General features: G+C 54.7%; 6 protein-coding genes, 2 tRNA genes and 5 rRNA genes. 3 read left to right on the top strand and 10 right to left on the bottom strand.

Annotation, left to right across the window (positions count from 1 at the left end; genetic code table 11):
- Nucleotides 1–1,010, top strand: a 1,010-nt coding sequence (locus D3878_RS23270; RefSeq protein WP_147384117.1) for a porin, incomplete at its 5' end; no start/stop codon positions are given.
- A gap of 388 nt (nt 1,011–1,398) precedes the next feature.
- Here D3878_RS23270 and rrf (D3878_RS23275) read toward each other — a convergent pair.
- The 5 genes from rrf (D3878_RS23275) to D3878_RS23295 form a co-directional block, all read right to left on the bottom strand.
- A 5S ribosomal RNA gene (rrf, locus tag D3878_RS23275) occupies nt 1,399–1,511 on the bottom strand.
- A gap of 165 nt (nt 1,512–1,676) precedes the next feature.
- Nucleotides 1,677–4,552 (bottom strand): 23S ribosomal RNA (locus D3878_RS23280).
- Between the two features lie 299 nt (nt 4,553–4,851).
- Nucleotides 4,852–4,927 (bottom strand) — tRNA-Ala (locus D3878_RS23285).
- A gap of 7 nt (nt 4,928–4,934) precedes the next feature.
- Nucleotides 4,935–5,011, bottom strand: a tRNA-Ile gene (locus D3878_RS23290).
- Nucleotides 5,012–5,117: 106 nt separating this feature from the next.
- Nucleotides 5,118–6,650: ribosomal RNA gene (locus D3878_RS23295) — 16S ribosomal RNA — on the bottom strand.
- Between the two features lie 936 nt (nt 6,651–7,586).
- Here D3878_RS23295 and D3878_RS23300 point away from each other — a divergent pair.
- Complete coding sequence (locus tag D3878_RS23300) at nt 7,587–7,955, top strand: hypothetical protein (RefSeq protein WP_119788107.1); 369 nt, start codon at nt 7,587–7,589, stop codon at nt 7,953–7,955.
- On the opposite strand, the gene tnpC is transcribed toward D3878_RS23300, so the two are convergent.
- The 3 genes from tnpC to tnpA are packed head-to-tail and all read right to left on the bottom strand — an operon-like array spanning nt 7,902 to nt 10,321.
- On the bottom strand, nt 7,902–9,527 hold the full coding sequence (tnpC, locus tag D3878_RS23305) for an IS66 family transposase (RefSeq protein WP_233556511.1): 1,626 nt from the start codon (nt 9,525–9,527) through the stop codon (nt 7,902–7,904). The two genes, D3878_RS23300 and tnpC, sit on opposite strands and share 54 nt — an antisense overlap.
- A gap of 30 nt (nt 9,528–9,557) precedes the next feature.
- A complete protein-coding gene (gene tnpB / locus D3878_RS23310) occupies nt 9,558–9,905 on the bottom strand; it encodes an IS66 family insertion sequence element accessory protein TnpB (protein ID WP_119784367.1) in 348 nt (115 codons plus the stop codon).
- Nucleotides 9,902–10,321 (bottom strand): IS66-like element accessory protein TnpA, encoded by a 420-nt coding sequence (gene tnpA / locus D3878_RS23315; RefSeq protein WP_199688328.1) that lies wholly within the window; start codon nt 10,319–10,321, stop codon nt 9,902–9,904. Before tnpA ends, tnpB begins: the two co-directional genes overlap by 4 nt.
- Nucleotides 10,322–10,404: 83 nt before the next feature.
- Here tnpA and D3878_RS23320 point away from each other — a divergent pair, with 83 nt between their 5' ends.
- Nucleotides 10,405–10,608 (top strand): hypothetical protein, encoded by a 204-nt coding sequence (locus D3878_RS23320; protein ID WP_199688329.1) that lies wholly within the window; start codon nt 10,405–10,407, stop codon nt 10,606–10,608.
- Between the two features lie 79 nt (nt 10,609–10,687).
- Here the strand turns inward: D3878_RS23320 and rrf (D3878_RS23325) are convergent.
- Nucleotides 10,688–10,800: ribosomal RNA gene (gene rrf, locus D3878_RS23325) — 5S ribosomal RNA — on the bottom strand.
- Nucleotides 10,801–10,965: 165 nt separating this feature from the next.
- Nucleotides 10,966–12,844: ribosomal RNA gene (locus D3878_RS23330) — 23S ribosomal RNA — on the bottom strand; the annotation flags it as partial.

Consider the following 12,844-nt stretch of genomic DNA (forward strand, 5'->3'; position numbering starts at 1 on the left):
TTCAAGCACAGAGCAATCTTACGATCGGCGGCGTACTTCAAGCCAATGTGAAGAACTACAAGATCAGCAGCACTACTCGCCAAACCAGCAACGAACTGCGCATTGACGACGACTACGCTTCGCGCTTCTGGCTGTCCGGTACTGAAGATCTGGGCGGCGGTCTGAAAGCCCTGTTCTACGTGGAAAACCGTTTCAACACCGACGTTGGCACTGCTCAAGCAGCTACCGGCAACGGCCTGGGCAATGGCGAAACTTACGTCGGCATGAAAGGCCACTGGGGGCAAGTCACTGCCGGCAAGCATTCATGGATGTCAACCCAGGGCTTGACTACAGAGTATGTGTCCGCCTCCGGCAACTTGCTCGCCGTGCCGACCAGCATGCTTGCAACCTACTCCATTCTGAATCAGGCGGTCGGCAATCTGGATACCACTCGTCGCGCCAATTCGGTCACTTACCGTTCGCCGGTCATTAGCGGCTTCAGCGGTATGGTCGGCATATCCACTGCCAGCGCTGCCAATGAAGGCACCGTTAACGGCAGGAACGATTACAGTGATGGCCGCGAATACTTCCTGCAAGGTGCCTACGCCAACGGCCCGCTGGCGTTAGCGCTGGCGTATCGCGACTTCACTGCGGAAGGGCGGGGCTCCTTCGTCACGAATGCCGGCGTCACGGCCTTTGTTCCCGGCACCGATGACAAGCAGTTGCGATTTACTGGCTCCTACAAGTTCGGCAGCCTCAAGTTGGGCATGATGGCCGACCGCGCCACTCGGGAAGCCGTCGGTGGCAGCAAGTCTTCTCGTACCGCATGGTCAATCCCGGTCAGCTATGCCATCGGCAACGGCACCATCCTGGGCAGCGTCACCAAGGCTGGCGACCTGTCTGTCGGCCATGCTGGCCTCGCGGCCAGCACTGGCAACGATAGCGGCGCCAAGAATGTACACCGTGGGCTACGACCAGGCCCTGTCCAAGCGCACCAACGTCGGCGTGTACTACAGCCGACTGGACAATGATGCGAACGGTGTCTATCAACCCTTCAATGCGGGCACTTCCTTCACCGGATCGAGTCTGGTCGCTGGCGAAACCGCTTCGACTTTTGCTTTGGGCGTAAAACACACCTTCTGATTGTCCAGGGCTTGCCCCAGACGCAGAAGGTCGCAGTCTGATAAAAATGGGCGCTACGGCGCCCATTTTTCAAACCGGGTGCTTACGTGGAAACCATGTGTTAGCTGATTCGAATGGCCCCTGCGGCAGAGCAAGGCAGCCTGAGGCAAGAAGTCGCCCCGATGGGGCCGCGGTGCAGAAGGTGCCTATCGCGGAACAGGAAGCAATGTCACGCACCGAAAATCCAAAGCGAAACGCCCCACGCTCTTTCGAGGGTGGGGCGTTTCTGGGGTAATAGCCTGACGATGACCTACTTTCACACTGGTTGCAGCACTATCATCGGCGCGAAGTCGTTTCACGGTCCTGTTCGGGATGGGAAGGGGTGGTACCAACTTGCTATGGTCATCAGGCATAACTTGTAGTGTCGCTTGTGGTGCCCGTTGACCTGGGCATCGCAAACAACGCAATCCGGGAAGAAGCAATAGTTCAGGGTACTACTTAATATTGGCGGTTGTGATTGCCAGAATCGATCATGGCATACACAGCTTACTCATCATCTATAACATCAAGGTTATAGGGACAAGCCGCACGGGCAATTAGTACTGGTTAGCTTAATGCATTACTGCACTTCCACACCCAGCCTATCAACGTCCTGGTCTCGAACGACCCTTTAGGGGAATCAAGTTCCCGGGAAGTCTCATCTTGAGGCAAGTTTCCCGCTTAGATGCTTTCAGCGGTTATCTCTTCCGAACTTAGCTACCCGGCAATGCCACTGGCGTGACAACCGGTACACCAGAGGTTCGTCCACTCCGGTCCTCTCGTACTAGGAGCAGCCCCCCTCAAACTTCCAACGCCCACGGCAGATAGGGACCAAACTGTCTCAGACGTTTTAAAACCCAGCTCACGTACCACTTTAAATGGCGAACAGCCATACCCTTGGGACCGGCTACAGCCCCAGGATGTGATGAGCCGACATCGAGGTGCCAAACTCCCCCGTCGATATGAACTCTTGGGAGGAATCAGCCTGTTATCCCCAGAGTACCTTTTATCCGTTGAGCGATGGCCCTTCCATACAGAACCACCGGATCACTATGTCCTACTTTCGTACCTGCTCGACTTGTCAGTCTCGCAGTTAAGCACGCTTATGCCATTGCACTATTAGCACGATGTCCGACCGTACCTAGCGTACCTTCGAACTCCTCCGTTACACTTTGGGAGGAGACCGCCCCAGTCAAACTGCCTACCATGCACTGTCCCCGACCCGGATAACGGGCCAAGGTTAGAACCTCAAACAAACCAGGGTGGTATTTCAAGGTTGGCTCCACGAGAACTGGCGTCCCCGCTTCAAAGCCTCCCACCTATCCTACACAGATTGGTTCAAAGTCCAATGCAAAGCTACAGTAAAGGTTCATGGGGTCTTTCCGTCTAGCCGCGGGTAGATTGCATCATCACAAACATTTCAACTTCGCTGAGTCTCGGGAGGAGACAGTGTGGCCATCGTTACGCCATTCGTGCAGGTCGGAACTTACCCGACAAGGAATTTCGCTACCTTAGGACCGTTATAGTTACGGCCGCCGTTTACTGGGACTTCAATCAAGAGCTTGCACCCCATCATTTAATCTTCCAGCACCGGGCAGGCGTCACACCCTATACGTCCACTTTCGTGTTTGCAGAGTGCTGTGTTTTTATTAAACAGTCGCAGCCACCATTTTATTGCAACCCTTTCACCCTCCTGGCGCAGGCCAGTCAAGCTACTAGGGCGTACCTTATCCCGAAGTTACGGTACCAATTTGCCGAGTTCCTTCTCCCGAGTTCTCTCAAGCGCCTTAGAATACTCATCTCGCCCACCTGTGTCGGTTTGCGGTACGGTCATCATGTGACTGAAGCTTAGAGGCTTTTCTTGGAACCACTTCCGATTGCTTCGCGGCACAAGGCCACTCGTCGCACACCCTTGAATTACGCCCCCGGATTTGCCTAAGGGCCTTCTCTGATGCACAAACCGACTATTCCAACAGTCGGACAACCTTCCGCGATCCGTCCCCCCATCGCATCACACGACGGTGCAGGAATATTAACCTGCTTCCCATCAGCTACGCATCTCTGCCTCGCCTTAGGGGCCGACTCACCCTGCTCCGATGAACGTTGAACAGGAAACCTTGGGCTTACGGCGTGGGAGCTTTTCACTCCCATTATCGCTACTCATGTCAGCATTCGCACTTCTGATACCTCCAGCATCCTTTACAAGACACCTTCGCAGGCTTACAGAACGCTCTCCTACCATATGTCCTAAGACATATCCGCAGCTTCGGTGACTGGCTTAGCCCCGTTACATCTTCCGCGCAGGACGACTCGATCAGTGAGCTATTACGCTTTCTTTAAAGGGTGGCTGCTTCTAAGCCAACCTCCTGACTGTTTTAGCCTTCCCACTTCGTTTTCCACTTAGCCAATCTTTGGGACCTTAGCTGGCGGTCTGGGTTGTTTCCCTCTTGACGCCGGACGTTAGCACCCGACGTCTGTCTCCCTTGCTCGCACTCATCGGTATTCGGAGTTTGCAATGGTTTGGTAAGTCGCGATGACCCCCTAGCCATAACAGTGCTCTACCCCCGATGGTGATACAAGAGGCACTACCTAAATAGTTTTCGGAGAGAACCAGCTATTTCCAAGTTTGTTTAGCCTTTCACCCCTACCCACAGCTCATCCCCTAATTTTTCAACATTAGTGGGTTCGGACCTCCAGTACCTGTTACGGCACCTTCATCCTGGCCATGAGTAGATCACTTGGTTTCGGGTCTACACCCAGCGACTGTCGCCCTGTTCGGACTCGATTTCTCTGCGCCTCCCCTATTCGGTTAAGCTCGCCACTGAATGTAAGTCGCTGACCCATTATACAAAAGGTACGCAGTCACCCCTTGCGAGGCTCCTACTGTTTGTATGCACACGGTTTCAGGATCTATTTCACTCCCCTTCCGGGGTTCTTTTCGCCTTTCCCTCACGGTACTGGTTCACTATCGGTCGATTACGAGTATTTAGCCTTGGAGGATGGTCCCCCCATGTTCAGACAGGATTTCACGTGTCCCGCCCTACTTGTCGCAAACTTAGTTCCACAACGCTGATTTCGTGTAAGGGGCTATCACCCTCTATGGCTGCACTTTCCAGAGCATTCCACTATCAACAATGCTAAATCTTGCAGGCTCTTCCCATTTCGCTCGCCACTACTTTGGGAATCTCGGTTGATTTCTTTTCCTGTAGCTACTTAGATGTTTCAGTTCGCCACGTTCGCCTCACACACCTATGTATTCAGTGAGTGATGACCCAAAGGGCCGGGTTTCCCCATTCGGAAATCTGCGGATCAAAGCTCGTTTGCTAGCTCCCCGCAGCTTATCGCAAGCTACTACGTCCTTCATCGCCTGTAATCGCCAAGGCATCCACCATGTGCACTTAGTCACTTGTCCCTATAACGTTGATCTCTCGGTTTGTTCCCATTCCAAGAGACGTCATAGAGTTATTCTGAGTTTGTTGCGTTTGCCGTAATCCAGCCATTCTCGCTTGCGCGGGAACGCTTTCATACTTCGATGATTGATACAATCACAACCCACCAGTCTTTCCAATGCATTCCTGCATCAGGCCAACTGATAAATTTCTTTACTATTACTTCTTCCAGATTGTTAAAGAACAAAACAGCCAATGGTCTTCTAAAAACCAAACCAGAGTCTCGTCATACTGACTGACTGTGGTTTGACCTTTGTGAAACTGGTGGAGGTTGACGGGATCGAACCGACGACCCCCTGCTTGCAAAGCAGGTGCTCTCCCAGCTGAGCTAAACCCCCGTATTCCTGGTGGGTCTGGTTGGGCTCGAACCAACGACCCCCGCGTTATCAACACGGTGCTCTAACCAGCTGAGCTACAGACCCGCTTGATCAGACCTCAATTGCCCCGTGGTGCTGCGGGCACTGTTTTCTGTTCTCTTCAACTAACAGACCGATAAGTGTGAGCGCTCAACTTGCATGCATACTCTAGAAAGGAGGTGATCCAGCCGCACCTTCCGATACGGCTACCTTGTTACGACTTCACCCCAGTCACGAATCCTACCGTGGTAAGCGCCCTCCTTGCGGTTAAGCTACCTACTTCTGGTAAAACCCGCTCCCATGGTGTGACGGGCGGTGTGTACAAGACCCGGGAACGTATTCACCGCGACATGCTGATCCGCGATTACTAGCGATTCCAACTTCATGGAGTCGAGTTGCAGACTCCAATCCGGACTACGATACACTTTCTGGGATTAGCTCCCCCTCGCGGGTTGGCGGCCCTCTGTATGTACCATTGTATGACGTGTGAAGCCCTACCCATAAGGGCCATGAGGACTTGACGTCATCCCCACCTTCCTCCGGTTTGTCACCGGCAGTCTCATTAGAGTGCCCTTTCGTAGCAACTAATGACAAGGGTTGCGCTCGTTGCGGGACTTAACCCAACATCTCACGACACGAGCTGACGACAGCCATGCAGCACCTGTGTTACGGCTCTCTTTCGAGCACCCCCGCCTCTCAGCAGGGTTCCGTACATGTCAAGGGTAGGTAAGGTTTTTCGCGTTGCATCGAATTAATCCACATCATCCACCGCTTGTGCGGGTCCCCGTCAATTCCTTTGAGTTTTAATCTTGCGACCGTACTCCCCAGGCGGTCAACTTCACGCGTTAGCTGCGTTACCAAGTCAATTAAGACCCGACAACTAGTTGACATCGTTTAGGGCGTGGACTACCAGGGTATCTAATCCTGTTTGCTCCCCACGCTTTCGTGCATGAGCGTCAGTGTTATCCCAGGGGGCTGCCTTCGCCATCGGTGTTCCTCCACATATCTACGCATTTCACTGCTACACGTGGAATTCTACCCCCCTCTGACACACTCTAGCCGTGCAGTCTCCATCGCAATTCCCAGGTTGAGCCCGGGGATTTCACGACAGACTTACACAACCGCCTGCGCACGCTTTACGCCCAGTAATTCCGATTAACGCTTGCACCCTACGTATTACCGCGGCTGCTGGCACGTAGTTAGCCGGTGCTTATTCTTCAGGTACCGTCATTAGTCCCGGGTATTAGCCAGAACCGTTTCTTCCCTGACAAAAGAGCTTTACAACCCGAAGGCCTTCTTCACTCACGCGGCATTGCTGGATCAGGGTTGCCCCCATTGTCCAAAATTCCCCACTGCTGCCTCCCGTAGGAGTCTGGGCCGTGTCTCAGTCCCAGTGTGGCTGGTCGTCCTCTCAGACCAGCTACTGATCGATGCCTTGGTAGGCTTTTACCCTACCAACTAGCTAATCAGATATCGGCCGCTCCAGGAGCATGAGGTTCTTGCGAATCCCCCACTTTCATCCGTAGATCGTATGCGGTATTAGCGCAACTTTCGCTGCGTTATCCCCCACTCCAGGGCACGTTCCGATATATTACTCACCCGTTCGCCACTCGCCGCCAGACCGAAGTCCGCGCTGCCGTTCGACTTGCATGTGTAAGGCATGCCGCCAGCGTTCAATCTGAGCCAGGATCAAACTCTTCAGTTTAATCTCTGTTTTGTGTCCTTGCGGACAGGTTCCGAAGAACCGTCGCTCACTCAAAATACTGACAGGATCAATCCTTGCGGACTGACCTATTTTCTTCTGTGCGAGCACTTGATATTTTAAGCTTGACGCTGGTTACCCAGCGCTGCACTCCATCAAGCGCCCACACTTATCGGCTGTTAATTTTTAAAGAACTTCCTTTTCTGCTTTGCCAGGTGACCGGCAGGCTGCGAAGCGTTGTGTTCGTCAGCAGCAGAGAGATGAGATTATGGAGGGTCTCGATGTTTCCGTCAATAGTATTTTTGAAGAACTTTCATCTCATCAACGCCGCACCCGCTTTGCGACACTCGACTTAACGGATATCGCCGCATAAGCATGCTGCGTTTTACTACGCTTCCGGCATTCTTCGTATGCCAGTGATGGCCTTAATGCCGAAAGCCCCCTACTCCCATGGAGCTGCGCCTAAAAAGGCAGCGACACAATGCAATCGTATAATCGCCCAATGCTTAGGCCTGTAAACGGGATCGCCAGACATTTGCCGCTAGCACTTACGGCAGCACTTGGGTACGCCGTCCTGTCACGCTGGAAGCTGGATGGCGTACCTTCCGTCCGCCCCTCGTCCAAGGTGGCGTGGTGCCAACGGACCAGGAAGAGAAGGCACTGGCTCATTGTCATTTTCAAACAAAAGCATTGCCTAAACAGCAATTTCGCGCATTCACTCGCAGCCAGGCGCCAGATTTCAAAGCGATGCTGCCTTGCGCGGCGAGCATGGTCGGCATCGGCCTGCAGTATCGTATCGCGGGTAGAGGGTAGCGATAGGTGGTTCGCTCTTTGAATGTCCCGGCAAAGGGAGTAAGCACCCTTTCAGCACCGTGTTGACGGCCTGATTTCTGGTGACAGCTAAAATAGCGGCTTTCCTTTCATTCAGGCCTGTCAATTATGCACGAGTATCCGCGCTTCACCATTAACCGTAGCCTGGTTGTTTTGCTGCCGAAGCAGCCGGTTCTCGACTGGATCATGCGCGTCGATCCGAACCCGCCGAAACTGACGCTCGAAGAACTGCGTCAGGAACAAGATGCCTTTCTGATTTCCCAGCGAGCGGCCGAAACGGTGGAAGATGCCGAGCGCTGGATCCATCGCCACTGGAAGGTATTCTTCGAGGCATTCCTGCATGATTGGTATACGGAGGAATCCTGGTGGCCGAAGAATCGCAGCCTCAAGATGTTCAAGGAATGGTTCGAAGTCCAGTACCACTCAATGGTTTGGGACCTGGCTGACGAAACGGTGGAACACGAGGATTGGGAGTGATGCCTCACGCCAGCATTGCGCTACGCAGGCAACGTTCCATGGCAGCAGTTCGTCGATCTTGTTGATGGGGTAATCAGCAATATGCGTCAGCACATGGCGCAGGTACGCTTCCGGATCGATGTCGTTGAGGCGAGCTGAACCGATGAACGAGTACATAGCGGCAGCACGCTCGCCACCGCTGTCGGCCCCCAGGAAAAGGAAATTCTTCCTGCCAAGACAGACGCCGCGCAAGGCATTCTCCGCGATGTTATTGTCGATCTCTGCCATGCCATCGTCGCAATAATAGACCAGCGCCTGCCACTGGTTGAGCGCGTAGTTGATGGCTTTGGTCGTGTCCGATTGGGTCGATAGTGTCAACAGCCGCTGTCGCAGCCAGATTTCAAGATCGTCCAGCAGGGGCCTGGCCTGCTGTTGCCGAATCCGTTGCCGCTCGTCCGGTGGTTGCCCACGGATTTGCGCTTCGATGGCATACAGCTCGCCAATCCGTCGCAGCGCTTCGGTGGTGGTTGGCGTTGCCTTGCGCACGTGCAGGTCATGGAGCTTGCGACGGGCATGTGCCCAGCATGCCGCTTCCTTTACCTGGCCATCAGCGTAGATCGCGTTGAAACCGGCAAATGCATCAGCCTGAACCACGCCGGCAAATCCGGCCAGGTGCGACTGCGGATGCTGGCCCTGGCGGTTCGGCGAATAGGCGAACCACACTGCCGCTGGGGCGGACGAGCCGGCATTGCGATCATCCCTGACGTACACCCAGAGTCGTCCCGTCTTCGTCTGGCCATTGCCAGGAGACAGTACCGGCATCGGCGTATCGTCCGCATGAATCTTGCCCGGGGCCAGTACATGGCGGCGCAGTGCCTCCACCAGAGGGGTAATCAGCACACCGCACGCCCCCATCCAGCGTCCCGTGGTGGCGGGATCCAGATCCACCCCTTTCCTGGCGTGGATGACCGATTGGCGATACAGCGGTTGATGATCGGCGAATTTCCCCACGGCGATGTTGGCCAGCAGAGCGGGGCCGGCGAAACTGCGCTGAATCGGCCGACTCGGTGCGGCCGCCTGGACGATCGCGTCGCAGCAGCCACAGGCTTTTTTACGCCGCACATGGCGAATCACCTTGAAGGCGGCGTCGATGATTTCCAGCTGTTCTGAAACGTCCTCGCCGAGCGGCTTGAGGTCGCCGCCGCATGCCGGGCAGGCTTGGACCTCTGGCGCGATGATGTGGTCTTCGCGCGGCAGGTGGTCAGGCAATGGCTGGCGTGCCGACTTCTGCCGGGGCGTTACTGTTTCCGGCTGCTTCTGTTCGGCAGCGCCTTCCTCGGCAAGCAGATCTTCCAGACGCGTTTCCAGCTGCTCGAGTTTCTTGTCGATCTTCTCGGACTTGCGGCCGAACTGCATGCGCTTGAGTTTGGCGATCTGCAGTTGCAGCTGCTCGATTTCGAGCGTGCGCACGGAAAGTGCCAGCTCCAGCGTCGACACGGTATGGCGCAATTGCTGGAGCTCGTCGTCGCGGCGCAATAGCAAAGCCTTCAGGGCATCAATATCGTCCGGCAGTGAGGCGGGGGTGACAGGCATGCGCGGCAGTTTACGCGCTTGCCGGAATGTTTACAACAAGGAAAGCGGTGGCCCGGTGCGTTCCGGCTGCTTCCAGTTGATCCCCTCCAGCAGCATGGACAGCTGCGCCGGGGTCAGGTGGATCTTGCCGCTGTCGGCCTGCGGCCAGACGAACCGGCCATGCTCAAGCCGCTTGATGAGCAGACATAGTCCATCGCCGGTGGCCCACAACACCTTGATGACATTGCCACGCCGGCCACGGAAGACGAACACATGGCCGGAGAGGGGTTCCTCGGCCAGGGTCATTTGCACCTTGGCCGCCAGGCCATTCATGCCGGCCCGCATGTCGGTGATGCCTGCGGCAATCCAGATGCGCGTTCCCGCCGGCAGGCCCATCATGGCCGCAACATCCGCAGGACTGCATGCAGCATGGCCAGATCGGCGTGGCCATCAAACCGGAGCGTCACATCGGCGATGGCAATTTCCATGATGCCCTGTCGCGCAACGCGCGTGTCCGTTGTGCTTGCCGTCTCTGTCGTCGCCAGAAGTCGAGGCGTTGATGCGGGCGCGACCGCTGCCGCTGTCTCGACAATCGTGACTGGCAACATGGCCTGAGGCGCCGGCGCAGCATCGAACAGGCCAGCCACCAAATGTCGCCGCCATTTGAACAGCATGTTGACGTTGATGCCGTGCTGCTGCGCCAGATGTGAAACGGAAGCGCCAGGCTCGCTGGCCTGCTGCGCGAGCTGCTTCTTGAACGCGACCGGAAAGTTCGGGCGCCGTTTGCGACGCCCCTCTAAAATCAATGAATCCACGATAGTTCCCACTAAAAAATAGCGGGAACTATCGTGGATTATTTGGATACTCTCGTCCAGACGGTACAGATGAGGCGCTTACCTTGCTCGATTCCCTCGTCAAGGATAAATCAGTACCAGCCAAGAAAAATCTTACTCACTATCTGACCAAGATTGCCCGGCTCGGCGGCTACCTTGCTCGCGCCAACGATCCTCCGCCGGGCAATACGGTCATGTGGCGAGGGGTTTCACGTCTCATCGATATCGAACTTGGCTTCCTGATGGGGACAAAATTTGTGGGTAATTGAAAGTCAGAGAAGACGCTTACGAAAATCCAAAGCGAAACGCCCCACGCTCTTTCGAGGGTGGGGCGTTTCTGGGGTAATAGCCTGACGATGACCTACTTTCACACTGGTTGCAGCACTATCATCGGCGCGAAGTCGTTTCACGGTCCTGTTCGGGATGGGAAGGGGTGGTACCAACTTGCTATGGTCATCAGGCATAACTTGTAGTGTCGCTTGTGGTGCCCGTTGACCTGGGCATCGCAAACAACGCAATCCGGGAAGAAGCAATAGTTCAGGGTACTACTTAATATTGGCGGTTGTGATTGCCAGAATCGATCATGGCATACACAGCTTACTCATCATCTATAACATCAAGGTTATAGGGACAAGCCGCACGGGCAATTAGTACTGGTTAGCTTAATGCATTACTGCACTTCCACACCCAGCCTATCAACGTCCTGGTCTCGAACGACCCTTTAGGGGAATCAAGTTCCCGGGAAGTCTCATCTTGAGGCAAGTTTCCCGCTTAGATGCTTTCAGCGGTTATCTCTTCCGAACTTAGCTACCCGGCAATGCCACTGGCGTGACAACCGGTACACCAGAGGTTCGTCCACTCCGGTCCTCTCGTACTAGGAGCAGCCCCCCTCAAACTTCCAACGCCCACGGCAGATAGGGACCAAACTGTCTCACGACGTTTTAAACCCAGCTCACGTACCACTTTAAATGGCGAACAGCCATACCCTTGGGACCGGCTACAGCCCCAGGATGTGATGAGCCGACATCGAGGTGCCAAACTCCCCCGTCGATATGAACTCTTGGGAGGAATCAGCCTGTTATCCCCAGAGTACCTTTTATCCGTTGAGCGATGGCCCTTCCATACAGAACCACCGGATCACTATGTCCTACTTTCGTACCTGCTCGACTTGTCAGTCTCGCAGTTAAGCACGCTTATGCCATTGCACTATTAGCACGATGTCCGACCGTACCTAGCGTACCTTCGAACTCCTCCGTTACACTTTGGGAGGAGACCGCCCCAGTCAAACTGCCTACCATGCACTGTCCCCGACCCGGATAACGGGCCAAGGTTAGAACCTCAAACAAACCAGGGTGGTATTTCAAGGTTGGCTCCACGAGAACTGGCGTCCCCGCTTCAAAGCCTCCCACCTATCCTACACAGATTGGTTCAAAGTCCAATGCAAAGCTACAGTAAAGGTTCATGGGGTCTTTCCGTCTAGCCGCGGGTAGATTGCATCATCACAAACATTTCAACTTCGCTGAGTCTCGGGAGGAGACAGTGTGGCCATCGTTACGCCATTCGTGCAGGTCGGAACTTACCCGACAAGGAATTTCGCTACCTTAGGACCGTTATAGTTACGGCCGCCGTTTACTGGGACTTCAATCAAGAGCTTGCACCCCATCATTTAATCTTCCAGCACCGGGCAGGCGTCACACCCTATACGTCCACTTTCGTGTTTGCAGAGTGCTGTGTTTTTATTAAACAGTCGCAGCCACCATTTTATTGCAACCCTTTCACCCTCCTGGCGCAGGCCAGTCAGCTACTAGGGCGTACCTTATCCCGAAGTTACGGTACCAATTTGCCGAGTTCCTTCTCCCGAGTTCTCTCAAGCGCCTTAGAATACTCATCTCGCCCACCTGTGTCGGTTTGCGGTACGGTCATCATGTGACTGAAGCTTAGAGGCTTTTCTTGGAACCACTTCCGATTGCTTCGCGGCACAAGGCCACTCGTCGCACACCCTTGAATTACGCCCCCGGATTTGCCTAAGGGCCTTCTCTGATGCACAAACCGACTATTCCAACAGTCGGACAACCTTCCGCGATCCGTCCCCCCATCGCATCACACGACGGTGCAGGAATATTAACCTGCTTCCCATCAGCTACGCATCTCTGCCTCGCCTTAGGGGCCGACTCACCCTGCTCCGATGAACGTTGAACAGGAAACCTTGGGCTTACGGCGTGGGAGCTTTTCACTCCCATTATCGCTACTCATGTCAGCATTCGCACTTCTGATACCTCCAGCATCCTTTACAAGACACCTTCGCAGGCTTACAGAACGCTCTCCTACCATATGTCCTAAGACATATCCGCAGCTTCGGTGACTGGCTTAGCCCCGTTACATCTTCCGCGCAGGACGACTCGATCAGTGAGCTATTACGCTTTCTTTAAAGGGTGGCTGCTTCTAAGCCAACCTCCTGACTGTTTTAGCCTTCCCACTTCGTTTTCCACTTAGCCAATCTTTGGG

Source organism: Noviherbaspirillum sedimenti (assembly GCF_003590835.1).
GTDB lineage: Bacteria > Pseudomonadota > Gammaproteobacteria > Burkholderiales > Burkholderiaceae_D > Paucimonas > Paucimonas sedimenti.